This is a genomic window from Mycobacterium sp. 852002-50816_SCH5313054-b (assembly GCF_001667185.1).
Lineage (GTDB): Bacteria > Actinomycetota > Actinomycetes > Mycobacteriales > Mycobacteriaceae > Mycobacterium.
The window spans coordinates 19,489-42,340 of sequence record NZ_LZIC01000002.1; the positions used below are offsets into that span (position 1 = coordinate 19,489).

A 22,852-nucleotide genomic window follows, 5' to 3' on the forward strand; every position below is an offset into this window, starting at 1 on the left:
CTCTACGCCTCGACCCCGGGGTGTCGGCACCGGATGCCACGATCGGTGGGTCAGCCGAATCGCGTTGGAAGGTGAAGCCATGGATGTGCAATTCATCACGAGCGTCGCAGTGATCACCCCTGAGCCGGCAGTCAGCCGAAGGTTGTACGTGGACGCGCTTGGCTTGCCGCTGAATGCGGAAGCGGACGGCTATCTCCACAGTGAAGACATCGCCGGCTGCAAGTCCTTCGGCGTCTGGCCGCTGACTCAGGCTGCGCAAGCCTGCTTTGGTGCGCCTGACTGGCCACTTGAGCGGCCGGTGCCGCAGGCCAGCGTCGAGTTCGAGGTCGCGGACGCCGACACCGTCCAGGTCGCAGCGAACGAGTTGATGCAGAAAGGCTTCACGCTGCTGCACGACGCACATACCGAGCCGTGGGGACAAACTGTCGCTCGACTGCAGTCCGTCGAGGGCACGATCATCGGCATCTCTTACGCGCCCGCGATGCATTCGTAAAGACGAGCGTGCCTGTTAATCAGCGCTTGCCCCAGTCCCAGCGCGGTGTCGTCAGCAGGTCCTGCCCGGCGATGCGGGTCTCGCCCCACTCCTTGTAGAGCTCGATCTCGACCGTGTCATCGCCGGTGGCCTCCAGCAGCGCGCGGGAATGGGTGACGACGACGACCTGGGTCTGGGCGGCGGCGGTGCGGATCAGCGACGCGAGCGGTCGCACCAGGTCCGGGTGCAGGGATGTTTCGGGCTCGTTGAGCACCATCAGCGACGGCGCTTGCGGGCTCAGCAGCGCGGCGGCCCAGAGCAGGAACCTCAGTGTGCCATCGGACAATTCGGCCGCCCGCAACGGGCGCAGCATGCCGCGCTGTTTCAGCTGCAGGTCGAACACCCCGTCGTGCACGGTGACCGAGACCGTGGCGCCGTCGAAGGCGTCGGCGACGGTGCGGGCCAGGTCGTCGAACCCCGCCTCGATGATGGTCTGGATCGCGGCGGCCAGGTCGTGGCCGTCGTCGGAAAGCACCGGGGTGCGCGTGCCGACCTGCGGCTGCCGCGCGGGAGCGCCCGGGTCGACGCGGAAGCCGTCGTAGAAGCGCCAGCCGCGCAATCGTTCACGGACGGCAGCCAATTCGGGCAACGCGTGCGGATGGGCGTATTCGGCCAGCACGCTGCGATACGACGGCAGGGACCGGCTCAACTCGTCGAAGCCCCGGCCCGATTCCGCGCTCACCTCGGCGAAATCCCGGGTCCGGCGCACCAGCGTCGTGACGGCGCGCAGCACCGGGCCGGCGAACACCGCTTCCCGCTTGATCTCGGGGTCGCGGGCGAAGGCGGAGTTGATCCCCGCCATCTGCGGTATTCCGAGGTCGACGAGATAGCCGAAATCATCTGCGGCGAAACCCATTTCGAGCGACACGGGCCGGGTGCGAACCGTGCCCTGGGCCTTGCCGGTGCGGCGGGCGCCGCCGAGTTGCTCGGGGCCCGCCCACAGCACCGACTGCAGCCCGCCCTCGCGGGCCAGCGAGCCGATCACCTCGCCGCGGCCGCAGTCGGCCAGCAGCCGCAGCGCGCGGTACAGCGACGACTTGCCGGCGCCGTTGGCCCCGGTCACGAGGGAAAGCCGGCCCAGCGGCACGATCACCTCCCGCAGCGAGCGGTACCCGCGGATGGCGACCGTCTGCAACACGAGGCGCCCTAGCCTTCGTCGGCGGCGTCGAGGAGTTGCACTTCCTCGAGGTCCATCTCGTTTTGCAACTCGCGCAGCACGATGTCGTCGATGAGGTTTTGGTTTCGCAGCGCGGTGATTTCGCGACGTTTGTGTTCGAGCACGCCCAACCGAACCCGCCGCACCTTCTCCTTGCCCTTGAGCAGGCGGCTGTTCGTCGAACCGTCCTCAGTGGCGTGCGCGAGCGCGGCCCTCTCCTCGTATTCCTTTTGCAGGCGCCGCCGCAGGTCGTCGCTGATGCCGACTTCGTCGGCGACGGTCGGGAGCGCGTCGAGCGCGGCCTGGACGCCGCGGGTGCGGGCCAGCTCCAGTTCCTGGACGTAGGTGACGTCGTCGGGGATCTTGGCCCAGCGGACGACGGCGGGCAGCGTGGTTCCCTGGACCAGGACGGTCACCAGGATGACGACGACCACGATGAAGATGAGCAGGCTGCGGTCCGGGAACGGCGCGCCGCTCAGTGTGGTCGCCGGGACGGCGACCGCCGCGGCCAGCGACACGGCGCCCCGGAACCCCGCCCACGCGGTGAGGAAGCGCTGGCGCCAGCTGACGCGCCGCATGCGTTGCGCCTCGCGGCGGTCGATGAGCCGAAGCAGCGCGGTGGTGGCCTCGCCCCACACGATCCGCGAGGCGATCACGACGCCGGTGACGGCGAGGGCGAGGTAGGTGGCGTGGCGAAATCCGCCGTCGACGCCTGCGATGCCGCGCAGCGCGCCCGGGATCTGCACCCCGACGAACACCCACAGCGAGCCGTTGAGCAGGAACGTCGCGATGTCCCAAAAGGCGTAGGCCTCAAGTCGGGATCGGGCCCGGATCACCAGCGGGCCCGCGTAGGCGAGCACCAGGGCCGACACCATGACCGCGACCACGCCGCTGCAGTCGAACGCCTGCGCGAGCAGGAACGCCGCGAACGGCGTCAGCAGGCTCAGCGCACCCTCCTCCTGCGGTGCGTCGAGTCGTTTGCGGATCAGGGTCGCCGCCCCGCCGACCAACAGTCCCGCGGCGATGCCCCCGACGTAGGACAGCACAAACCGGCCGGTTACCTGGAGCGGGCTGATTGCGGCCCCGCCGATCGCGATGTGCACGCTGACGGCGAACAACACCAGCGCGGTGCCGTCGTTGATGAGGCTCTCCGCCTTGAGCACGGTCAGCGAGCGGCGCGGCAGCTTTTTGGCGAGGCCGGCCACTGCGGCGGCGTCGGTGGGGGAGAGCACGGCGCCCAGGACGCCGGCCGCGTGGGGGTCCATGCCGAGCGCCCGTGCCGTCCACGACACGGCCGCCGCCGTCGCGATCACCAACGCGATGCTGAGGAACACGATGATGCGTGCGTTCGCGCGGATCTCGCGGAAGCTGGTATTCAGCCCTTCCCAGTACAGGATCGCGGGCAGGAACAGCAGCAGCACGACCTCGCCGTCGACATGCACGTGGCCGAAATGCGGGATCAGGCCCAGCAGCGCGCCGAGCAGGATGAGCAGCACCGGGGGACCCACGCGGTAGCGCCGGCCGATGACCGTCCCCAGGACGACGGTGGAGACGAGCGCGACGATCAGGACGAGGCCAAACACCAGCCCATCCTGCCGGACGCGCTTGGCTTGCGCTGCGCGGGGTTTGGAGTCACAGCCGTCCCATGAGCACCGTCAGGGGGGAGGGCCAGGTGACTCGCGAAAGCGGTAGCGCATGCGCTACCGCTACGAGCAGTCGCAGCAGCAGTCGTCGCAGTCGCAGCAGCAGTCGCAGCCCTCGCAGCAGCACCAGCCGCCGGTGCCGTCTCCGCCGCGCTTCTTGCGTCCGGGATTGGGCGTTTCGCCTTCCCCGATGGGCTCGACGGGTTGGTCGCCGAAGTTGATGGGTTCCTGCTGGCCGCGGGGCGTGCCGGCCTGGGCGAATGTGCGGTTCACTGCGCGGCGCACCTCGCTGGTCAGCAGCCGGTGGGCCAGGCGCCCGTCGCTGAACTCGACGTCGGCCAGCGCCAGCTCGATGCCCAAGACGGCGTCGTCGCACAGCGCCCGCACTGTTTCGACGGGAGTTGCCGTGGCGGCCAACGGGTTCCACTTGCCGCGCGCCACGTCGTCGCGGTAGTCCTCGACCGCGTCGAGCAAATGCGCCACGCGGCCGAACAGCTGTCCGACCTCGCGCAGCGGCTCCCGGTTGTCGGGCCGGCCGGCGAGCACGGCGGTGTGGGCGAACGCCTCGGCGACCGCGGTCTCGGTGGGCTCGGTCACCAGCAACAGCGGGCTGCCCGGGCCCGCCGACGCCTCGAGCGCGGCCTGGCGGTCCATCGCGGCGACCAGCACGCCGGTGTCGAAGCCCAGCGCGTGACCGGCGTCGGTGCCCTGGCGCACCCACCGCTCGGCGATGCGTCGCGCCGCCGGCCGCACGCCGGCCGCGCCGACCATGCCGTCGCGGTCGTCGACGTGGTCGCGAACCCGCGCGGCGGCCAGCGCCAGCGACACCACCGCGGCCAGCCGCACGCAGTCGCCGGTGGCCACGTCGGCGCGGCGCATCCCGCGCAACGGGCAGCGCCGGCGTTGCGGCGGGTCGGCAGCTCGGCCGACTGCGCCTCGACCAGCAGCGAGACCACCAGCCCGTCGTAGTTGGTGGCGATCCGCGCGACCTGCCCGTAGTCGTCGCGCAAGGCCAGGCACAGGCCGCACAGTTGGGCCCGCCAGGCCGTCGCCAGCTCGCCGCCGAGTCGATGACGGCAGGGCCGGATGATGCCAAACATGCACAGAAGCTACCCGACGTTCAGCAAACTCGCGCCGCAAAACGCCGCGCTAGGGATGCGGGGCCGGGCAGGTCTTCGGAAAGTTAACTGGCTGACCGATCTGGTTCATCCCCTTGCGGTATTGGGCCGTCGCCGGCAGGTCCGGCGTGGCGGCCGACCAGATGGTCGACGTGCAGGTGGCGGTCTCGCAGCCGCCGGCGAAGGTCCGCGACTCGCCGGTCGTGACCGTCAGGCATTGGCACTTGGCCACCGCGGGGTTGGTGGGATCGATCTCGCATTCGACGTCGAGGCAGTTGGCCCACGGCACCCCCGAAGGGCAGGTCAGCACACCGAAATTCGCGTTCACATTGACCGTGGAGAACGCTGACCGCACCTTGCTGCCCGATTGCGCCCGGTCGCTGCAGTTCCGGAATCCGACCGAGTAGCCGTTGACGACGACGCAGTCGCACACCGAGATGCCGGGGTCGGTTTTCGACGGCACGCACGGCGCGGTGGTGCACAGCGCGAAGGTCTGGTTGCACAACCAGGCGCCGTCGACCTCGAAGGCGTCGATGTTGCTCGGCAGGCTGTGCTTGCCGTCCTTATCGCAGGCGGCCGCGGTGGCCGCGACGGCGGGAAGCAAGCCCACCGACGCTCCCCGCAGCAGTCCGCGCCGGGTCAGCCCGGACTGCCCGGAAACCTGCGCGGCGCGGCCGACGAGTTCGACGATGGCGCCCGCGCCGCGCGCCGCGTCCACCCTGCGGCCCCCTTCGACGAGCACCGCGCTGGGTGTGGCGGTGATGCCGTAGGCCGCGAACGAGGCCCGCGACTCGTCGATGAGCTCCAGCGGCACGCGGTGGCCGCCGGGGCCGCCGTTGATCAGGGCGACGGTGACTCGTCCGTTCAGTTCGTCTTGCCAGCGGGCCACCTCGGGCAGCAGCGCGTCGCACGCGCCGCAGCCGGGCTGGCTGAAGACGAGGACGAGCGGCCGGCGGTTTTCCTGCAGCTCGTCGAGGGTCCAGACGCGGCCCGCCCGGTCCGGCAGCGCCAAGGCGGCCGCGTCGCCGTTGCGTGACGTCCAGCGCCGGCGCGCGGCGGGGCCGAGCCAGAGGACGAGCATGACTACCGCGAAAGTCGTTAGCGCCCAACCGAAACGGCCGCCCAGAACCGACGCGGCCAGCGCCGCGAAGCATCCGTTCCTGGCCAGCGTCGGCCAGCCCAGTGGGGCGGAGGACAACCGCCCAAAGCAGTGGCACTCGATCGCGCGGCCGCGCGCGCGGCTGACCAGCGCGACGATGCTGAATCCCGTGAGCGCGAGCATCGCGGCCACCGCGCCGGTGCGCGGCTCTGCGACCAGGAGCGCCGCGATACCGAACTCGCTCGCGATAAGCGCCGATCCCGCGAATGCCGCAGCCGCCCTTGGCACTCCGAACGCCGTCACCGCCCGCCGCGCGCCGCCGCGATCTGACAGCTTCGTCAGCGCGGCGATCGCGAACATTCCCGCCAGGAGCAGTCGCGCTGCCAATATCGTCATCTGCGGATCGTAGACACTGCCGTGGCAGTCTGGGAGGGTGAGCGATCTCGCGGAGGCGTTCGAGTCTCAGCGTCCGCGCCTGTTCTGGTTGGCGTACCGGATGCTCGGGTCGGCGAGCGAGGCCGAAGACGCGGTGCAGGATGCGTACCTGCGACTGCACGGCGCGGATGCCGAGGCGATCGAGTCGCTGCCGGCGTGGCTGACCAAGGCCGTCACGAATTTGTGTCTGAACCGGCTCACGTCGGCGCGCGCCCGCCGGGAGGTTTATCCCGGTCCGTGGCTGCCGGAGCCGGTCCTCACCGACGACCCGACGCTCGGCCCGCTCGAGACCGCGGAGCAACGCGAGTCGGTATCGATCGCGTTGCTGGGCCTCATGGAGCGCCTCAACCCCACCGAGCGTGCGGCGTTCGTCCTGCGAGAGGCCTTCGCCTACAGCCATTGTGAGATCGCCGAGGTCCTGCAAACGTCGGAAGCCAACGCCCGCCAGCTGTATCGGCGCGCACGGCAGCGACTGGGTGATCCCCGGCAGCGGGTCGAAGCGGACCGGGCGCAATGGCGGCGCCTCGTCGACCGATTCCTCGCCGCCGCCGGCACCGGCGACGTGGCGGGACTCGTCGAGATCTTGACCGCCAACGCGACCTCTACCGCCGACGGCGGCGGCAAGGTCGCGGCCGCCCGCCGTCCGATCTCGGGTCGCGATCGCGTGGCCTCCTACGTGGCGCGCGCGTTCGGCAGGAACCTCCCGCGGCTCGGGCTGCGTCTGGACGTTCGCGAGGTCAACGGCGAGCCGGCGATGCTGGCCTTCGACGGCGAGACGCTGGCCGGTGTCCTGTGCTTCGAGATCGAGGGCGACCAGATAGCGGCCCTGCGCGCCATCGCCAATCCGGACAAATTGCGATTTCTTGCCGAACAGTTGTCACATCCGGCGGGGCTGCCCGGTTCATAAGGTATGGCAAATCGAATACTGATCACGGGCGGCACGGGCACCGTGGGTCGCGTCGTCGTCGACCGGCTGACGGCCGCGGGCAAGGACGTGCGCGTTCTGAGCCGCGGACGGCGGCCGCACCAGCGCGCCGACGTCGAGCACGTCGTCGGCGACGTGGGAAGCGGCGCCGGGCTCGACGCGGCGCTGGACGGCGTCGACACCATCGTGCACTGCATCTATCCCACCGAGCATCTGGTCGCGGCGGCGAAACGGGCGGGCTCACCGCACCTGGTGTACGTCTCCATCGTCGGCATCGACCGTATCCCGTTCGCCCTGTATCGCACCATGCTCGCCAACGAACGCACGATCGCCGAGTCGGGCCTGCCGTGGACGGTGCTGCGGGCGACCCAGTTTCACGACCTGATCGCGTTCCTGCTGCGCATGCTCGCGAAGCCGCCGGTCATGGCGCTGCCGGCGGGGTTGAGGTTCCAACCGGTCGACGTGCGCGACGTGGGCACGCGGCTGGCCCAGTTGGCGCTCGGCGAGCCGCTCGGCCGGGCGCCGGACTTCGGCGGCCCGCAGGCGCGTCCGCTCGACGACGTCGCCCGCAGCTACCTGGCGATCGTCGGCAAGCGCCGGCCCATCGTTCCGATCCGCTTGCCCGGCAAGGTGTTTGGCGGGATCCGCGCCGGCGGCCTGCTGGCCCCGGAGAACGCCGCGGGCACGATCACCTTCGAGCAGTACCTCGGTGAACAGGTCGGCGCGGGTCGGCTGCCGTACCGCGACGCCATCCGCGCCTATCTGCCACGCCTCCCCGGGCGCGGTTCCTGACGTTGGTGGTGGTGGCCGGACTCGTCGCGACCCCCTTCCAGGCTACGGGCCATAATGGGGGCGATGACTGTCGTGAAGATCAGGCTTTTGGTGACCGTCGCGATGCTCGTTTCAGCGATCTTGGCGGGGTGCCATTTCGGGTCCAGGAACCCGCCGACCAGCCAGACCCTCGAGGTCCCCATGAGCGACGTGCTGAGGCAGGGCGCCATCACGCAGAACGTCACGCTGGCGGTCGGCAACACCCTGACCGTGAAGCTGGGCTCGAACTACTCCACCCCGTACCGGTGGGCGATCGACACGAAGATCGGCGATTCGACGGTCGTCAAACAAACCAGTCACGAGTTCGTGCACCCCACCTCCGACGCGCTGGGGGCGCCGGGTACGGAGGTATGGACGTTCGCGGCCCTGAAACCCGGGACGACGACGATCACCACCTCCTACACCAGCATCGTGGGCAAGAACCCCCAACCGTCGTGCATCTACACCGCGAACGTGACGGTGCAGTAAGCGCCTGTGGCAAACGACGGCGCGTCCGGCTACGGTCTGGGTGTGTTTGGCTTACTTCGCAATTGGTCCGAGATCGGCAAGCTGCCCCCAGAGCTGCGCGAAGAACTCGAGGCCGAGGGGGTGATTTTTACCGCCGGCAAGGTCGGCGTGGTCCGACACTTCAGCGGCCACGTGCCCGGCGTCCATTCGGCGTCGGGCGTTTCGCGCTATACGGGCGGGTTCGGCTTCAGCACGGCGCGGGTGGTCGCGACCTTTCCCGCGCGCGGCGACGCCAAGCTGCGCTCCATCGATTGCCCGTGGGACACCGACACCGGTCCGGCGCGGGCGACCATCACCGACAAAGGTCTCCAGATTGAAATCGACTTGCGCGGAGTCGATCCCGCGTTTTCCGGCTCGATGAAGCTGAACTACAAAAAGAAGATCCCCGACGACGTGTTGGAAAAGCTGCCGACGACGGCGCTGCGGTTTCGCGTCGAGCCGGTATTCGTGTATCGCGCGGCCGGAGTGCGTCCCAAGTCTTGAGGGACCCGCGGTAGCCACTGGAACACCCAAATGCCTGTGCCGGTGTCACTCCCTCTTGAAACTTTCGGCGACCCCTTAGCTGATAGCGGGAAGCACGCCCATCTGCGTCAGCACCGTAGCCATATCGAAAGAGACCTTCTCGCATAAGAGTCGATCGCCATCGAACTCGAAGATTCCAACCAGCGGAAAATTGAGGCGATTACCACTTGGCGGGATGCCCGCCCACTCGCCATCATGGGTTCCAATGATGAACCCTTCGACAAGTACGCCGTCGTCCATATGGCGCAGCCTGACGGTCTTGGCATGGAAATCAGACATGCTGTGCATCAAGCCCTGCAGCAACTCTCCAACGGCTGCCTTACCGTCGCTCGGGACGCCGTTCAGCTCGTAACGTGGATGGTGGAAGGTCGCGATTGCGGCCTCGACGTCGTGTCTGTTTTCCGCCTCGACGTGCTGATTGACGATTGCCTCGCGGCGCTGCCGAATGCTGGTGGTGCTATCTACGACTGTCATTACGGGGCCTCCTCGACGACTCCCCAATAGGGCGTCACTCTAGAACACCTGCGAGATAGGTGGACGAGCTTTGCTCATAGACGAGTCACTACGCCGCTAAGGGTGTGGCTTCGCGCAGTCGCTGCCAGCACCACTTGGGGACAGCGTGGCGCCTTGAGCCCGACGGTCTAAACGATCAGGCGCGGCCCCTAGCGTGCTCGCCGACTGAACGGATGCGCTCGCCACATGCGCGCTACGAGCATCAGCGCAACCAGTGGGTAGAACGCGTTCACGGCCACACTCATTAGCGCGTTGGGTGCTTTGTAGTCGAACCCAGAACCAGGTCCGCATGCCAACGCAAACAGGGGCGCATCGCCCAGGACCCCGATGGCCAAGTACAGACCCGTACCCATGACGACCATGCCGGCAAAGAAAATGGCCGGAAGCCGGATCCACTCACCGCCCCGCGCGAATGCATAGACGAGCACGAGGTAGAACACGCCGAAGGCTAGTGCCGATACGAACCCGACGATGAGTTGCACCGCGCGCGGGTTGGCGATCAGGACAGGATCGATGCCGACCATGTGGTCGTAGACGAACCGCGCCATCGGGTTGCTTGAGTGCGGGTGTGGTCGGCCAACCATGTTCGCGGTGTCGATCAGGAACGAAGTTGACGCAAATATCGCGAATACCACGACGAAAAACCAGTCGCGTCGGCGCGCGCGTAGTGGAATCGAAACGCGGGAGTATGTGGCCCGGCGGATGTCGTCGGGCAGCGCATCAGCGGTCATCGACATAACCGGATCGTATGTCGGTGTGATACGCCTTGAGGCGCGTTTGTTTGGTCCCGACAGATGTTGAGCCCTTGGTCGCAACGCCGCGTTGTGAAGGCAGAGTGTTCGTTAGCCAGTCGCTACCAGCCACGACAACCCCGTTTAAGCGGCCTGCCAGCGGCTTACGTTCGAGCTTCTAACGACGGGAGTCGCGCCCCGCAGTCGGGGCCGCATCGCTGGATCTGGGCCCTGCAAAAAGGGTCACAAGAAAAGCCATGACTGCGAGGACACCGGCGCCCGTCCCCATGATGAACCACATGTTCCCCGAGGTGGCCGTGTAGGCACTGCCGCCATGCACCCGAACATCGAGCGATGACCCGACGCGACGACCCTTGCTGTCTCCCGCGATCCGGCCTGTGTATGACTTTCCGCCGACACTCCATTGGGCCGTGCAGATTACGTTGCTGAACTTGTTGCGACCGCCACTGCACGAAACGACCTTCGCCGTCGTCGGTGTGCCGACACGATACCCATAGACGTCGTACACGCCGACGCCGAAGGCCACGAGCGAAAGTACCGTCATAAGGATTGCGAGAGGCAAGACTGCCCACTCGACCCGCCGCGGTTTGGAGCGTTTCCCGGTGTGGCCCCGAAAGTCACCGGGCGCTGCCGGAGACGCTGGTTGGGACACCTCGGCCTTCAGCAGTTGTACGGCACGCGCGAGGAATGCGTCCACTTCATGTTGGTCGTAACCGCGTTCTCCGATTGGTGGCTTCGAGAAAGCCACGCTGTCGACCTCGGCGGCTGTTAGTCCGCCCGCCTGCGGGTTTCGGAGATATTCCTCGAGACGCCCGCGGAACGCTTCGACACCGCCTACGTCGTAACCGCGTTTTCCCTTTGGCGGCGCCGAAAAGGCCACGTTATGGACATCATCTGCGGTCAATTCGCCACGCGCAGCGGACATCGGGCCTCCCGGGAGCCTTTTCCAGATCCGCGATTCGTTTCTCGGGATCGTCCCAGTCCAGCAGCAATCTTCTCACTAGGAGCCCGCGGCCGCCACGACTTGCGGATGCACGCCCGCCAGGTCGAGACTCCGCGGAGCTGACTAAGTGCCCTATTCGCCGCTAAGGGAAGCGGCCGAAAATCGGTGAATGAGCGACATCGACAAATGGGATCGCGGCCTGACCGAGCACATCGTCGCGCTGAGTAGGCCCATCGTGAAGCGCTATTTCCGTTCCGAAGTCCGCGGGCTGGACAACCTGCCGCCCGGCGCCTCGCTGGTGGTGTCGAACCATTCCGGCGGCCTCACGTCGTTCGACCTCTCGGTATTCGCCGTCGACTATTACGACACCTACGGCTATGAGCGGCCGCTCTTTGCTCTTGGGTTTGACACGATATTCGCCGGGCCGGCCGGCGAATTCCTCAACCGCACCGGCGTGATCCGCGCGACGCGCGACAACGCGGCGAAGGCGTTGGCGTCCGGCGCCGTCGTATTGGTCTTCCCGGGCGGGGATTTCGACGTCTACCGGCCGAGCATGCGGGAGAACGTCATCAACTTCGGTGGCCGCACCGGCTACGCCACCACGGCGATCGAGGCGGGGGTGCCGATCGTGCCCGCGGTCTCCATCGGCGGCCAGGAAGGCCAGCTGTACCTGAGCCGCGGCGCGTGGCTGTCGCGCCTGCTCCGGCTCACCAAATTCGAGCGCAAGTTCTTCCGAACCGACATCCTGCCAATAACTTTCGGGTGGCCGTTCGGGCTGAGCGTCCTGGCGCCGGTCAACGTGCCGCTGCCCACCAAGATCGTCACCGAGGTGTTGAAGCCGATCCACATCGGTGCCGAATTCGGCGAGGCCCCCGACGTCGAACACCTCGACGCGCTGGTGCGCGGCCTGATGCAGAAGTGCCTCGACGAGCTGGCGCGCAGGCGCCGCTTCCCGATCCTCGGCTAGGCCGGTTGCAGCATCCGCCCGGTGACGCGCGCCGAGAGCGAACCGGGCATCAAGTGGCTGAAGGTGGACGTGAACCGATTGCGCCAGCCGGATACGACGACGGGCTTGCCGCGGTCGAGGGCTTTCAGCCCGGCGGCGACGACGGGTTCGGGCTCGGCCAGGTGTTTGTAGATCGCGGTGTGCGAGACGTCGGACCCGAGCGCGCCGACGAACCCGGTGCGGGTGGGGCCGGGGCACAGCGCGGTCACGGTGACCCCGGTGCCGCGGGTCTCGGCCCACAAAGCCTGGCTGAGCGACAGCACGAACGCCTTCGACGCGCCGTAGGTCGCCTGGTAGGGGCCGGGCTGAAAGGCGATGGTGGAGGCCACATTCAGGATGCCGCCGCGCCCGCGGGCCAGCATGCCGGGCAGCACCGCGTGGGTCAGCCGCACCAGCGCGTCGACATTGACCGCCACCAGCTCGTGCTCGCGCTCGGCGTCTATTTCCGCGAACGGGCCGTAGGTGCCGAAGCCGGCGTTGTTGACCAGGATGTCTATGTCCCGGTTGGCGAGGTGCTCTATCAGGTCGTTCGTGCCGTTGTCGGTGCCCAGGTCGCCGACGACGAGTTCGACGTTCTGGCCGACGCGTTCTGCTACCGCTTTCAGGCGGGCCTCGTCGCGCCCGGCCAGCACCAGGTGGTGGCCGCGTTGGGCGAGTTGGTCGGCGAAGATGGCGCCCAGTCCGGAGCTGGCCCCGGTGATGACGGCTAGTGACATGACTAAACCCCTTGGTATTTCGTGGTTTTCGCCACTGGCCGGACGGCCAGGGCGTGGCTGACGAGGCCGATCCCCGCGCCCAGGATGGGCCAGATCGGCCAGAAGTACGCGACGCCGGTCGCCGCCCAGACGGCGAGCACGATGGCCGTCATCGCGAGGAAGGCGGCGAAGTGGATGCCCACGCTCTTGCGGGCCGCGGCGGCTTTGGCGGCGCGGCGGCGGGGGTCGGCGCGGCGGATGCGTTCGAGCGGGAGGTCGGCGACGAGCTCCCTGAGCTCGCCGGTGGTCTGCGTTTGGAACGCCTCTTGCACGCGCTGCTCGTACTCCGGCAGCCCCAGGTAGCCCTGCGCGAGGGCCTGGCCCAGGCGCGCGGCCGTCTTCTGCCGGTCGGTGTCGCCGGCGCGGTGGGTAGTGGTGGTGGTCATGAGTCCGGTCCCCTTGGAGAGATGTGACGGGATGTGAATAGCATTAACATAGACCACGATGTTAATGTCGTCAACATGGCACGGAAGGTTTCTGCCACGCGGCGGGACAGCTACCACCACGGCGACCTGAAAAGGGCCTTGACCAGCGCCGCGCTGTCGCTGGTGGCCGAGAAGGGGCCGAAGGGGTTCACGCTGACCGAGGCCGCGCGGCGGGCGGGCGTCAGCGCCGCGGCTCCGTACCGGCACTTCGCCGACAAGGCCGAGCTGCTGGCCACCGTCGCCGAACAGGGCTTCGTTGATCTGCACGCCGCGCTGCTCGCGGCCGCGGACGGCGCGTCCGACCCGAAGGCGCGGGTGGTCGAACTCGGCCGCGCCTATGTGCGCTGGGCCGTCGCGCATCCGGACCACTACCGGGTGATGTTCGGGTCGGAGATTTCCAAGGCCAACCATCCGGCCCTGGGGGTCGCCGCGGACCGCGCGTTCGGCGACCTACTCGACGCGATCGCGGGGCTGGTCGGCGGTCAGGATCCGCGCGTGATGGCCGCGCCGCTGTGGGCGCTGGTGCACGGCGTCGCCTCGCTCGCCATCGGCGGCGAGCTGAGTGCCGTCGGGATCGAGCAGGACCCCGAGGCGATGATCGCCGGCGCGGTGGACCGGGTGCTCGGTTAGGCCACGTTGGCCTTGAGCTGCGCCACGTACACCTCGGCCAGGAACTGCTCGACGGCGACGGCGGCGTGCGCCGCGCGGGCCGAGCCGAAGATGTCGAAAGCGTGTTGGGTCAACGGCAATTCGGCGTAGGCGACGGGCTGGTTGCTGGCGTCGCGCAGTTTGGTGGTGAAGGCGCGCGCCTGCTCGACGAAGGCCAGCGAGTCGTTTTGCCCGTGCAGCACGAAGAACGGGGGAGCGTCGGCGTTGACGTGATGGATCGGCGAGGCGGCCTCAAACGTCTGCAGGTGCGTCGACGGCTTTTGCTTGATGATCGATTTGATCAGTAGCCCGGGCATCATCGCGTGCATCGAGTCGTCGAAACGGGTGAAGTCGTAGATCCCGTAAAACGGCACGGCCGCTTGTACTCTCGTGTCGGCGTCTTCGAAACCCGGCTGGAATTGCGGGTCGTTGGGCGTCAGCGCCGCCAGCGCCGACAGGTGGCCGCCGGCCGAACCGCCGGTGATGGCCACGAAGCTCGGGTCGCCGCCGTAGTCGGCGATGTGTTGTTTGACCCAGGCGAGTGCGCGCTTGACGTCGACGATGTGGGCGGGCCAGGTGTTGCGCGGGCTGTGCCGGTAGTTGATCGCCACGCAGATCCAGCCGAGCTCGGCGAGGTGGCTCATCAGCGGATGGGCTTGTCCGCGTTTGTTTCCCGTCGTCCAGGCGCCGCCGGGGATCTGGAAGAGCACCGGTGCCTTGCCGTTCGGGTCGAGGTCGGGACGCCGCCAGATGTCGAGGTGGTTGGCGCTGCCGAATTCGCCGTAGCTGATGTTGGAGTCGTGGGCGTAGTCGCGGTAGATCCGCATCATGCGCAGCAGTCCGGGCGTCTTGGCGGTGCCGGCGCCGGTCGCGCGGCGCCACAGGCCCTGGGAGTCGGTGCGCCTCGACGGTCCCTGCGCGTCGTCCAGCGCCTTGCTGAGCGGCACGTTGGCCTGGTGACCGGCGCGGCTGAAGTTGAGCAGGCCCGCCGCCGAGATGGCCGCCGTAATCCACGCGAGGATGCGCACCGGACGGGTCAGGTGGCGGGACGTCAGGGCCAGCCCGCCGAGCTGGCTGGCCATCGTCTGCAGCGGCAACTCGGTGACGACCAGGCCGAACATCCACGAGAACAGCGACGGGTATCCGGTGCGCGCCAGCGGGCGGTAGGCGTTGAGGGTGGACGTGGCCGTGACCGCCGTGACCACGAGCGACGCGATTTGCCGGATGTGGTGAATGAGCCGAGCCTTCTGCATACGGCCACCTTACGAGGTGGAAAAGGGGGTAAAACCAGTACATGGGCATCACGCGCGGGAGTGCCGCGGTCGCGACGTTGGCGGCCGTCGTTGCAACGGCCCCACCCGCGTCCGGCGCTCCGGAGATGATGGGCCATTACGTCTTCACCGAGACCGTCTCGGCCGGTCACACATATGTGACCGATTGGAACGTCAACCCCTGCGGTGAGGGATGCATCGACATCAAGGCCGGGAACGGAACGAGCCGGGCGCAATTGGTCGACGGCCAATGGGTGCTCGACATGTTCGACAACGTGCGCTGCGCGGACGGTGTCCGGGTCCCCTACGCCGCCAATGCCCACATCACGTGGGACCCCAATACCCTGGCCGGCACGGACCAACAGGTCTACACGGAGGCGGCCTGCGGCCGACCGGCGGGATACAGCCAGACCAACCCCATCCAACTCAAAGCGGCGCCCCCCTGACCCGCGTCATGCGAGGACGGTTTTCGGCATCACGGTGGGTTTGAACCCGTAGCGCGGCCCGCCGAAGCCCGAGGACGTCCCGGCCATGGCCATCGGCATCCCCGCCGGCACCGCCGTCATCGGGGTCGCTTCCTCCGGGGTGACGGCCCAGCCCGAGCCGGCCGAGGCGGTGGAACTGGTCGCCGGGGCGGCCGCGGACCAGCTGGCCGGCACCGACAGGCCACCGACCGTGGACGCCTGGCCCAGACCCGCGAGCACCGGTGCCCCACCGAGGCCGACCGGGCCGGCCGGCGCCGCCGCGACCGCGACAGCGGGCGCGGTTGTGGTGGCCAGGGCCGTCGCCGGGGCGGCGTTGATGGCGTGGCTCAGCAACACCGAATTCGGGATGGTGTTCATGACCCACCAGGCGGTGCTGTTCACCAGCCCGTTGACGGTGTTCGCGACGATCGGGTATCCGAGGATGGGCGTCGCCTGCGCCGGCACCGCGGCGGCCGGGGAGGCCAGTGCGGCAACGGCATTGGGCAAGCTGGAGATGGCCTGCATCAACCCCGCCTGGGCGGCCGGGTTGGCCGTTGGTACCGGCGGCGCCAACGGATTCAGGACCCCGGCGACCGCCGAGGAGGCGGCGTAGCCGTACATGGCCGCGGCGTCCTGGGCCCACATCTCCGCGTAATGGGCCTCGGTCGCCATGATCGCCGGGGTGTTGATGCCCAGGAAGTTGGTCGCGACGAGCGCCGCCAACTGGGCTCGGTTGGCCGCGACCACCGGCGAGGGCACCGTCGCGGCGAAGGCCGTCTCGAAGGCGGCCGCGGATGCCGTCGCCTGCGACGCCGCGCGCTGGGCGTGCGCGGCCGTGGCGTTGAGCCACGCCACGTACGGCTGGACCGCCGCGACCATCGACGCCGACGCCGGGCCCAGCCACTCGCCGGTGAGCTCGCTGATCACCGACTCGTATCCGGCCGCCGTGGAAGCCAATTCGGCGGCCAGGCTGTTCCAGGCCGCCGCGGCGGCCATCATCGGTGCCGTGCCCGGGCCGGCGTACATGCGTGCGGAGTTGATCTCTGGGGGTAGCGCTCCGAAGTCCATCTGAAGTCCCTTCCCTAGACGCCCGTCGGGCGTGCCATCACGGTGGGTTTGACGCCGTACCGCGGCGCGCCGAAGCCGGCGGCCTTCCCGGCCGTGGCCACCGCGGGGACGGCGGCCGGAACGGTTGTCGCGGAAGCGCTTTGGGGCGCCGGGGCGGTCCAGCCCGCGGTCGTCACCGCGCTCGGTGTCGGGCCCGCTCCCGCGGCCCAACTTGGCGGGATCGCCTGGCCCAGGCCCGGCGCCGCCGTGGGAAGCGCGCCTACACCTGTAGGACCCGCCGCCGGCGGCGCGCCCGCCAGGACTGTTCCGTCCACGGGGGCAGGTGCGACGGCCGCCATTTCGCCGGTCTCGTTGGCGGCGGGAAGGAGACTGCCGCCCGCCATGCCGAGCAGATCCGACGAGGCGGAGTCCCAGTTGCCGAAGCCGATGTCGACGATGTTGGCGAGAGCGCTGCCGGGCGGCGGGTCGGCCGCCGCCGCGTTGGCGGCGGCGCCGAAAAGGCCCGAAACCTGTTGCGAGAACGGCGAAGCGGTCGCCACCGAGTTGAGGGACTCGGTCGACATGTACGAACCGGCGCTGGCCCCGAGGGTGTTCACGAACAGCTCGTGGATCGCGGTGGCTTGGTCGTTGACCGACTGATACAGGCTGCCGTAGGCGGCGAAAATCGTTGCCTGCAAAGCCGATACCTCGTCGGCGGCCGCGGGCACGAGTCCTGTGGTCGAGGCCGCCGCGGCAGCGCTCTCGGCGGACATCGCCGAGCCGAGAGTTTGCAGCTTGCCCGCCGCGTAGGTCAACACTTCGGGTTGTGTGGTCAGAAAAGACATCAATCCCTCCTTAGGTGGATTTGAGACGAATTGGGTCCTCCGTCCTCGCGTGGGACGGGGCCGCTGTCTGGAGCCGGTGACGCATCATGTCAGGCACCCTCGGGTTTCATGTTCCAACGCATGGCAATCACGCTCAAGGTTTATTCGCTAAGCGGATAGCCTTCAGGCATGCCCGATGTCCCGCTGGACGCCCAAGAGCGCGTTGAGCTCTGCTCCTCTTTCGAGGAGCTCGGGCCCGGCGTTCCCACGCTGCTCGACGGCTGGACTGCGCACGATCTCGCCGCCCACCTCGTGCAGCGCGAACATGATCTTCTCGGTGGGCCGTGCCTCGTGCTGCCCGGGCCCTTCGCGCGGTTCGCCGAGCGGCGCCGGGCTCGCTCGGCCGGGCGCTCGGACTTTGCGGGGCTCGTCGCTCAGATCCGGTCCGGCCCGCCCGTCGGGTTCTTCCGGATCCGATGGGTGCGCGACATGGCCAACCTCAACGAGTCCTTCGTCCACCACGAGGACCTCCGCCGGTCCAACGGGCTCGACGTTCGGAGCCTGACGCCGGCCATGGACGCCGGGTTGTGGCGGAACGTCCGCCGCGCCGGACGGTTTCTGAGCCGTCGGCTGCGCGGGTGCGGGCTCGAGGTCGAGTGGGCCGGGACCTCCGAGCGGGTTTTGGTGCGGCCGGGCTCCCCGACGGCGCTTCTCAGCGGTCCGCCGGGCGAATTACTCCTCTATCTCTTCGGGCGTCAGGGCGCGGCGAAGGTCGAGGTGAGCGGGCCGGCCGAGGCCGTCGCGGCGGTGGGTCGGGCGCACTTCGGCATGTGAGCCTGTCGCTCTGGCGTTATCTGGGCGCCCGATCTGGGAACCCTCGTCGATGTGTTTTCGACCTACCGCCGCCCGCGCCTGGGCACCCGGTTCGGGCCCTACGAGCTGCGATCGCTGATCGGCTCGGGCGGAATGGGCGAGGTGTACCGGGCCTACGACACGCGCAAGGGCCGGATGGTCGCGCTCAAGCTGTTGCGCCCCGAGCTGGCGGCCGACGCGGGTTTCCAGCAGCGCTTCCGGCGAGAGTCCCAGCTGGCGGCGCGGCTGCAGGAACCGCACGTCATCCCGGTGCACGACTTCGGCGAAATCGATGGAGTGCTCTTCATCGACATGCGCCTGGTCGACGGGCGCAGCCTGAAGGACCTGCTACGCGAGCGCGGCGCACTAGCGCCCGCGCAGGCGGTGGCGATAACGGCGCAGGTGGCGGGCGCGCTGGACGCCGCCCACGCGGACGGGTTGGTGCACCGCGACGTCAAGCCGGAGAACGTGCTGCTCACACCCGACGACTTCGCGTACCTGGTCGACTTCGGCCTCGCGCGGGCGCATGGCGATCCCAGCGTGACGGCGGCCGGGCCGTTGATCGGGTCGTGCGCCTATATGGCGCCCGAACGATTCAACGGTGCCTGGGTGGGCCCGCAGACCGACGTCTACTCGCTGACGTGCGTGCTCTACGAGTGCCTCACCGGTCAGGCGCCGTTCGAGGGCATGGAAATCCCGCAACTGATCAACGCGCACCTGTCCTCGCCCCCGCCCCGGCCGAGCATCATGCGCCGGGGCATCGATAAGGCGTTCGACGACGTCATCGCCCGAGGGATGGCCAAGGACCCCGCCGCGCGGTTCGCGTCCGCGGGGGAGCTGGCCCGGGCGGCTTTCGGTATGACGCCGTCGGCCCCGCCACCGCCGTCGAGCACCCGGCCGTTCTCTACGGCTTACCCCAATCCGGACGACACCGGGTACAGCCCATATCCGCCGCCCGCGCCGGCGCCCCGGCGGCCTGCCGATCCGGTCCTGGGCCGGGCTCCGATCGTTGTGGCCGGGGCGGCGGCGATCCTGTTGGTGGTCGCGGCGGTCATCGCGACGGCGGTGATTTTCTTCGGCAACCACGGCGGTTCGCCGCCCGAGGCCGCATCGGCGGCGCCCCCGGCACCCTCGACGAAGACGCCGTCGCTGTCACAGCCCGTTCAGGGCGCCGACGGCCTGGGCTTCGTCGGGCATACCGCGCGCTGCGACCCGGGCAACCCACCCGCGGCGGTGCTGCGCACCGCCCAGTCGCTCGCGGTGGTGTGCCAAAGCGCGCCGGGCAGCTTCTACTACCGCGGCGAGCGCATCCGAGATGGCGCCCACATCGAGCTGACCGACGCGGTGCGGTCGTCGGGCGGATTCGACGTGACCAATCCGGACAACGGGGTGCGCTATGAGGTGCGCCCGGAGCGGTTGCGGATCATCAGCAACGGTCACGTCGACTCGTCGGAGCCGGTGCTGGAGTACGCGTCCGCCGGGTAAGTCACAGTGGCCACACTGGTCGCTGGCGGAGGAGGCACCCTTTGTGCCCGCCTCATAGCGACAACTTCGGACGAGGAACGACGGGCGTCTTCAGTTGTCGCTGTGAGGCGGACACATTGTCATACCCCTGACTTCTTGTGACGCATGGGATTTGAAGTCGGACAATGGGTGCCACTAGCCGTAGGTCTTGGCTGGCTCACGCTTGCACTTTGGCGCTGCTGGCGCCATAATGGCGCCATGCCTAGCGTCCAGATCAAAGACGTTCCGGAGGACACCCACCGAGTTCTGCGCGAGAGGGCTGCCCGTGCGCATCAGTCCCTGCAGGAATACCTTCGATGCCGTCTGATCGCTGAGGCGAATCAGCCCACTCTGGATGAGGTTTTGGGCCGCGTCGCCAGTCGCCGTGGTGGCCGGGTTTCTTTAAAGGACGCCGTTGAGCACGTTCGGGCCGAACGTGATCGTCGTTGATGCAAGCGTTCTGGCAGTAGCCCTGGGCGATGACGGACCAGATGGCCAGCTGGCGAGGCAGCGCTTAGCGGACGAGACTTTGGTCGCGCCCGAACTTGTCGACATTGAGGTTCTATCCGTGTGGCGCCGCCACGTCGCGGCAAAGTTGATGCCTGCTCGGAGGGCGGCGAGCGCGGTGGCGGATTTGGGGGATCTGCCATTGCGCCGCTCCCCGCACCAGCCATTGCTGCAGCGCATCTGGGATCTGCGGCATGCCATTACGCCCTACGATGCCGCGTATATCGCGCTGGCCGAAGCCCTGGATGTCGCGCTGGTCACCGCCGACGCACGACTTTCACGTGCCTCCGGCCTGCGTTGCGTGGTGGAGGTTGTCGGTAAAAGCTAGCCCGCGCCGAACAGCACGTCGGGATTGAGGATGCCCGTCGGGTCGAAGCTCTGCTTGATGCGGCGCATGAGGTCGACCTTGACCGGGTCTTCGAGCTCGAGGAAGTACGGGGTCTTGGCGCGGCCGAGGCCATGCTCGCCGGAAATCGCGCCGCCCAATTCCATTGCGAGCGCGAAGATGTCGGTCATCAGCTTCTTCTTTTTCGCCGGATCCTTGCAGATGATGGCCAGGTGCACGTTGCCGTCGCCGGCATGCCCGCAGCCCGCCGCGGCGCCGCCCGCCTCGGCCGCCAGGCCCCGCGCGCCGGCCAGGAATTTCGGCATCGCCGAGCGCGGCACCACGGTGTCGATGATGTCGTCGGCGCCGATCGCCTTCGCCGTCCAGAACGCCTTCTCGCGCGCCTCGATCAGCTTGCGCGCCGAAACCCCTTCCAGCACATAGGCGTCGACGGCGCCCAGCTCCACCACCAGCTCACCGGCCCGCTCGACATCCTCGCCTAGCCGGTCGGCGGCGCGGTTCTCAAGGGCCACAACGAGATACGCCTGGCAGCTGTCCCGGACGTCGTCGGGAACGCCGAGCTCCAGGTTTTGGGTGTGCACGAGGGCGGCCATCGTCATGTTGTCGATGTATTCCAGGATGTAGGGCGCGAGCCCGCTGGCCAGCACCTTCGGCACCGCCTCCATCACCTGCTCGAAGTCGGCGAACGGGGCGAGCACGGTGGCCGCGTGCTCGAGGCGCGGGTACAGCTTGACGATCACCTCGGTGACCAGGGCCAGGGTGCCCTCGGACCCGACGATGAGTTGGGTCAGGTCGTAGCCGGTGGACACCTTGGCGATCTTGCCGCCGGTGCGGATGATCTCGCCGGTCGGCAGCACCGCCTGCAGCCCGAGCACGTTGTGGCGGGCGATGCCGTACTTGACCGCGCGCATCCCGCCGGCGTTGGTGCCGACGTTGCCGCCGACGCTGGACGACAGCTCGCCCGGCTGGACCATGTAGTTCAGCCCGGCGTCGACGGTCGCGGCGTCCAGCTCGGTCAGCGTCACCCCGGGTTGGACGACGGCGACCTGGTTGGTGGTGTCGACCTCGACGATCGCGTTCATCCGCTCGAAGGAGATCACCAGCCCGTCCGCGCGCGGGATCGCCGCGCCCGACAGGCCGCTGCCGGAGCCGCGTGCCGTCACCGGCACCCTGTGTTCGGAGGCGGCCTGCAGCAGCTGCGAAACCTCTTCCGCGGTGGCCGGTTTGGCGACGTACGCTGGCCGTTGCGGCGCCGTGGTCAACACCTCGTCGTGCCAATAGTCCTCGGGGATCGCGTCGCCCGTCAGCAGGTTGTGCTCGCCGACGATGTCGGCGAACCGCTCCGAGGCCGTCACGGCTGCCCCAACAAGCGCACTGGGTGCAGGCCGTCGACCGCGCCGACGAACGGCGGGTGGATGCTGTAGCCGATCATGCGCTGAATGTCATCGGACACTGTGCGGGCGACGTCGCGCGGGATCGACAGGGTGAACGCCTCCATCGGTCGCAGCCACGGTTGGCAGTATTGGGCCGTGACGGCGAGCCGCGCGCGGTCGGTCGTGTTGGCGCCGCCGCCATGCCACAGGGTTCCGACGAAAAAGACGCACGAGCCGGCGGGCATGACGACCGGCAGCGCGGGATCATCCGGCCCCGGCGGCCGCGCGCCCCAGCGATGACTGCCGGGGAGCACCACCGTGGCGCCGTTGTCGGCGGCGAAGTCGTCGATCGCCCAGATCGTCGCGGCGGCCAAGGGAGCCCGCGGCCGCGGAATCGGGTAGAACCCGTCGTCGTGGTGGGGCAGCTGCGGCGATTCGCCAGGTTGAATGTTGATGGCCTGCAACGCCGAAAGCAGGTAATTGGGCATCAGCAGCCGATCGAGCACCGCCAGCACCCGCGGATGATCGACGAGGCGGTCGCACACGCGCGTGCGACTCAGCACGCTGTAGATGCGCTGGGTGCGCCGGCCCTCGAAGGAGTTACGCCCGGTGTGGGCGAGCCACGGGCTCACGGTGTCGCGGATCTGCTGGCACTCGTCCGCGCCGAGCAGGTTCTCCCAGATGACGTAACCCTCGCGGTCGAGGGCCGCCATATCGGCGTCGACGATCGCGGGGTCAACCGACGCGCCGCCGCTCGGTGTCCATTTATGCCGGCCGGCCAAATCGGTTTTGAGGTCGTCCAGCGTCGTGACGGGCTCGTCATCGATGCTCATGCGTCAATGATGACTGATGGTC

The 22,852-nt window shown here is 68.5% G+C and carries 25 protein-coding genes and 1 pseudogene; 11 read left to right on the forward strand and 15 right to left on the reverse strand.

The genetic code is table 11. The features are described from left to right. The first annotated feature begins 79 nt into the window (after positions 1–79). Positions 80–493 (forward strand): glyoxalase/bleomycin resistance/dioxygenase family protein, encoded by a 414-nt coding sequence (locus A5787_RS00140; protein ID WP_066959786.1) that lies wholly within the window; start codon positions 80–82, stop codon positions 491–493. A 19-nt stretch (positions 494–512) separates the two neighbouring features. Here the strand turns inward: A5787_RS00140 and A5787_RS00145 are convergent, their stop codons facing one another. The 5 genes and pseudogenes from A5787_RS00145 to A5787_RS00160 all read right to left on the reverse strand — a co-directional run bounded on the left by A5787_RS00145 (position 513) and on the right by A5787_RS00160 (position 5,944). After that, positions 513–1,670 carry an AAA family ATPase gene (locus tag A5787_RS00145; protein WP_066959789.1) on the reverse strand — a complete coding sequence of 386 codons (1,158 nt, stop codon included), beginning with the start codon at positions 1,668–1,670 and terminating at the stop codon, positions 513–515. 8 nt (positions 1,671–1,678) lie between these two features. Further along, positions 1,679–3,271, reverse strand: a complete 1,593-nt coding sequence (locus tag A5787_RS00150) for a Na+/H+ antiporter (RefSeq protein WP_066959791.1) — start codon at positions 3,269–3,271, stop codon at positions 1,679–1,681. Positions 3,272–3,394: 123 nt separating this feature from the next. Beyond that, the gene (locus A5787_RS00155; RefSeq protein ID WP_255361701.1) at positions 3,395–4,210 is read right to left on the reverse strand and encodes a DUF5685 family protein; all 816 of its coding nucleotides are present in this window, start codon (positions 4,208–4,210) and stop codon (positions 3,395–3,397) included. A 104-nt stretch (positions 4,211–4,314) separates the two neighbouring features. Further along, positions 4,315–4,431: pseudogene (locus tag A5787_RS28440) on the reverse strand (hypothetical protein); the annotation flags it as partial. Between the two features lie 49 nt (positions 4,432–4,480). Then, positions 4,481–5,944, reverse strand: a complete 1,464-nt coding sequence (locus A5787_RS00160; RefSeq protein WP_066959794.1) for a MauE/DoxX family redox-associated membrane protein — start codon at positions 5,942–5,944, stop codon at positions 4,481–4,483. A gap of 37 nt (positions 5,945–5,981) precedes the next feature. On the opposite strand from A5787_RS00160, the gene A5787_RS00165 reads away from it, so the two are divergent. The 4 genes from A5787_RS00165 to A5787_RS00180 all read left to right on the forward strand — a co-directional run bounded on the left by A5787_RS00165 (position 5,982) and on the right by A5787_RS00180 (position 8,729). Then, on the forward strand, positions 5,982–6,890 hold the full coding sequence (locus tag A5787_RS00165) for an RNA polymerase sigma-70 factor (RefSeq protein ID WP_066959797.1): 909 nt from the start codon (positions 5,982–5,984) through the stop codon (positions 6,888–6,890). 3 nt (positions 6,891–6,893) lie between these two features. Continuing rightward, a complete protein-coding gene (locus A5787_RS00170; RefSeq protein ID WP_066959800.1) occupies positions 6,894–7,700 on the forward strand; it encodes an SDR family oxidoreductase in 807 nt (268 codons plus the stop codon). Positions 7,701–7,772: 72 nt separating this feature from the next. Further along, entirely contained in the window at positions 7,773–8,207 is a 435-nt protein-coding gene (locus tag A5787_RS00175; protein ID WP_066959900.1) for a protease inhibitor I42 family protein, read from the forward strand. Between the two features lie 6 nt (positions 8,208–8,213). Next, positions 8,214–8,729, forward strand: a complete 516-nt coding sequence (locus tag A5787_RS00180) for a hypothetical protein (protein ID WP_082976981.1) — start codon at positions 8,214–8,216, stop codon at positions 8,727–8,729. Between the two features lie 75 nt (positions 8,730–8,804). Here the strand turns inward: A5787_RS00180 and A5787_RS00185 are convergent, their stop codons facing one another. The 3 genes from A5787_RS00185 to A5787_RS28575 all read right to left on the reverse strand — a co-directional run bounded on the left by A5787_RS00185 (position 8,805) and on the right by A5787_RS28575 (position 10,958). Further along, positions 8,805–9,242, reverse strand: a complete 438-nt coding sequence (locus A5787_RS00185) for an ester cyclase (protein ID WP_066959802.1) — start codon at positions 9,240–9,242, stop codon at positions 8,805–8,807. Between the two features lie 188 nt (positions 9,243–9,430). Beyond that, positions 9,431–10,018, reverse strand: coding sequence for a hypothetical protein (locus A5787_RS00190; protein WP_231993730.1), 588 nt, complete (start codon positions 10,016–10,018; stop codon positions 9,431–9,433). 172 nt (positions 10,019–10,190) lie between these two features. Then, positions 10,191–10,958 (reverse strand): DivIVA domain-containing protein, encoded by a 768-nt coding sequence (locus tag A5787_RS28575; RefSeq protein ID WP_082976982.1) that lies wholly within the window; start codon positions 10,956–10,958, stop codon positions 10,191–10,193. Positions 10,959–11,145: 187 nt separating this feature from the next. On the opposite strand from A5787_RS28575, the gene A5787_RS00195 reads away from it, so the two are divergent. Continuing rightward, positions 11,146–11,943, forward strand: a complete 798-nt coding sequence (locus A5787_RS00195) for a lysophospholipid acyltransferase family protein (RefSeq protein WP_066959805.1) — start codon at positions 11,146–11,148, stop codon at positions 11,941–11,943. On the opposite strand, the gene A5787_RS00200 is transcribed toward A5787_RS00195, so the two are convergent. Continuing rightward, the gene (locus A5787_RS00200) at positions 11,940–12,698 is read right to left on the reverse strand and encodes an SDR family oxidoreductase (protein ID WP_066959808.1); all 759 of its coding nucleotides are present in this window, start codon (positions 12,696–12,698) and stop codon (positions 11,940–11,942) included. The genes A5787_RS00195 and A5787_RS00200 overlap by 4 nt on opposite strands. A gap of 2 nt (positions 12,699–12,700) precedes the next feature. Next, positions 12,701–13,123 (reverse strand): DUF1707 domain-containing protein, encoded by a 423-nt coding sequence (locus A5787_RS00205; RefSeq protein WP_066959811.1) that lies wholly within the window; start codon positions 13,121–13,123, stop codon positions 12,701–12,703. Positions 13,124–13,198: 75 nt separating this feature from the next. Between A5787_RS00205 and A5787_RS00210 the strand changes: the two genes are divergently transcribed. Continuing rightward, positions 13,199–13,792 (forward strand): TetR/AcrR family transcriptional regulator, encoded by a 594-nt coding sequence (locus A5787_RS00210; protein WP_066959814.1) that lies wholly within the window; start codon positions 13,199–13,201, stop codon positions 13,790–13,792. Here the strand turns inward: A5787_RS00210 and A5787_RS00215 are convergent. Then, on the reverse strand, positions 13,789–15,063 hold the full coding sequence (locus tag A5787_RS00215; protein ID WP_066959817.1) for an alpha/beta hydrolase: 1,275 nt from the start codon (positions 15,061–15,063) through the stop codon (positions 13,789–13,791). The genes A5787_RS00210 and A5787_RS00215 overlap by 4 nt on opposite strands. A gap of 41 nt (positions 15,064–15,104) precedes the next feature. On the opposite strand from A5787_RS00215, the gene A5787_RS00220 reads away from it, so the two are divergent. Further along, positions 15,105–15,527, forward strand: a complete 423-nt coding sequence (locus A5787_RS00220) for a hypothetical protein (protein WP_156763690.1) — start codon at positions 15,105–15,107, stop codon at positions 15,525–15,527. Positions 15,528–15,533: 6 nt separating this feature from the next. On the opposite strand, the gene A5787_RS00225 is transcribed toward A5787_RS00220, so the two are convergent. Next, complete coding sequence (locus tag A5787_RS00225; protein WP_066959823.1) at positions 15,534–16,613, reverse strand: PPE family protein; 1,080 nt, start codon at positions 16,611–16,613, stop codon at positions 15,534–15,536. Between the two features lie 14 nt (positions 16,614–16,627). After that, positions 16,628–17,437, reverse strand: coding sequence for a PE family protein (locus A5787_RS00230; RefSeq protein WP_066959826.1), 810 nt, complete (start codon positions 17,435–17,437; stop codon positions 16,628–16,630). Between the two features lie 168 nt (positions 17,438–17,605). Between A5787_RS00230 and A5787_RS00235 the strand changes: the two genes are divergently transcribed. From A5787_RS00235 to A5787_RS00245, 3 genes are all read left to right on the forward strand, one after another. Then, positions 17,606–18,250: a TIGR03085 family metal-binding protein gene (locus A5787_RS00235; RefSeq protein WP_066959829.1), complete on the forward strand. Its 645-nt coding sequence runs from the start codon at positions 17,606–17,608 to the stop codon at positions 18,248–18,250. Between the two features lie 51 nt (positions 18,251–18,301). Beyond that, complete coding sequence (locus A5787_RS00240) at positions 18,302–19,753, forward strand: serine/threonine-protein kinase (RefSeq protein WP_066959832.1); 1,452 nt, start codon at positions 18,302–18,304, stop codon at positions 19,751–19,753. A 433-nt stretch (positions 19,754–20,186) separates the two neighbouring features. Further along, positions 20,187–20,606 (forward strand): type II toxin-antitoxin system VapC family toxin, encoded by a 420-nt coding sequence (locus A5787_RS00245; RefSeq protein ID WP_231993732.1) that lies wholly within the window; start codon positions 20,187–20,189, stop codon positions 20,604–20,606. Here the strand turns inward: A5787_RS00245 and A5787_RS00250 are convergent. Together A5787_RS00250 and A5787_RS00255 are read right to left on the reverse strand one after the other, a co-directional pair. Continuing rightward, complete coding sequence (locus tag A5787_RS00250) at positions 20,603–21,979, reverse strand: FAD-binding oxidoreductase (protein WP_066959835.1); 1,377 nt, start codon at positions 21,977–21,979, stop codon at positions 20,603–20,605. The genes A5787_RS00245 and A5787_RS00250 overlap by 4 nt on opposite strands. Further along, positions 21,976–22,830, reverse strand: coding sequence for a phytanoyl-CoA dioxygenase family protein (locus A5787_RS00255; protein WP_066959838.1), 855 nt, complete (start codon positions 22,828–22,830; stop codon positions 21,976–21,978). Before A5787_RS00255 ends, A5787_RS00250 begins: the two co-directional genes overlap by 4 nt. Positions 22,831–22,852 lie beyond the last annotated feature (22 nt).

What these genes read in the sequence shown, in the direction of transcription:
- A5787_RS00185 (WP_066959802.1), bottom strand. Translation starts at nt 9,242, where the DNA reads ATGACAGTCGTAGATAGCACCACCAGCATTCGGCAGCGCCGCGAGGCA.
- A5787_RS00215 (WP_066959817.1), bottom strand. Translation starts at nt 15,063, where the DNA reads ATGCAGAAGGCTCGGCTCATTCACCACATCCGGCAAATCGCGTCGCTC.
- A5787_RS00140 (WP_066959786.1), top strand. Translation starts at nt 80, where the DNA reads ATGGATGTGCAATTCATCACGAGCGTCGCAGTGATCACCCCTGAGCCG.
- A5787_RS00205 (WP_066959811.1), bottom strand. Translation starts at nt 13,123, where the DNA reads ATGACCACCACCACTACCCACCGCGCCGGCGACACCGACCGGCAGAAG.
- A5787_RS00190 (WP_231993730.1), bottom strand. Translation starts at nt 10,018, where the DNA reads ATGTCGATGACCGCTGATGCGCTGCCCGACGACATCCGCCGGGCCACA.
- A5787_RS00170 (WP_066959800.1), top strand. Translation starts at nt 6,894, where the DNA reads ATGGCAAATCGAATACTGATCACGGGCGGCACGGGCACCGTGGGTCGC.
- A5787_RS00200 (WP_066959808.1), bottom strand. Translation starts at nt 12,698, where the DNA reads ATGTCACTAGCCGTCATCACCGGGGCCAGCTCCGGACTGGGCGCCATC.
- A5787_RS00225 (WP_066959823.1), bottom strand. Translation starts at nt 16,613, where the DNA reads ATGGACTTCGGAGCGCTACCCCCAGAGATCAACTCCGCACGCATGTAC.
- A5787_RS00160 (WP_066959794.1), bottom strand. Translation starts at nt 5,944, where the DNA reads ATGACGATATTGGCAGCGCGACTGCTCCTGGCGGGAATGTTCGCGATC.
- A5787_RS00255 (WP_066959838.1), bottom strand. Translation starts at nt 22,830, where the DNA reads ATGAGCATCGATGACGAGCCCGTCACGACGCTGGACGACCTCAAAACC.
- A5787_RS00220 (WP_156763690.1), top strand. Translation starts at nt 15,105, where the DNA reads ATGGGCATCACGCGCGGGAGTGCCGCGGTCGCGACGTTGGCGGCCGTC.
- A5787_RS00210 (WP_066959814.1), top strand. Translation starts at nt 13,199, where the DNA reads ATGGCACGGAAGGTTTCTGCCACGCGGCGGGACAGCTACCACCACGGC.
- A5787_RS28575 (WP_082976982.1), bottom strand. Translation starts at nt 10,958, where the DNA reads ATGTCCGCTGCGCGTGGCGAATTGACCGCAGATGATGTCCATAACGTG.
- A5787_RS00155 (WP_255361701.1), bottom strand. Translation starts at nt 4,210, where the DNA reads ATGCGCCGCGCCGACGTGGCCACCGGCGACTGCGTGCGGCTGGCCGCG.
- A5787_RS00230 (WP_066959826.1), bottom strand. Translation starts at nt 17,437, where the DNA reads ATGTCTTTTCTGACCACACAACCCGAAGTGTTGACCTACGCGGCGGGC.
- A5787_RS00235 (WP_066959829.1), top strand. Translation starts at nt 17,606, where the DNA reads ATGCCCGATGTCCCGCTGGACGCCCAAGAGCGCGTTGAGCTCTGCTCC.
- A5787_RS00195 (WP_066959805.1), top strand. Translation starts at nt 11,146, where the DNA reads ATGAGCGACATCGACAAATGGGATCGCGGCCTGACCGAGCACATCGTC.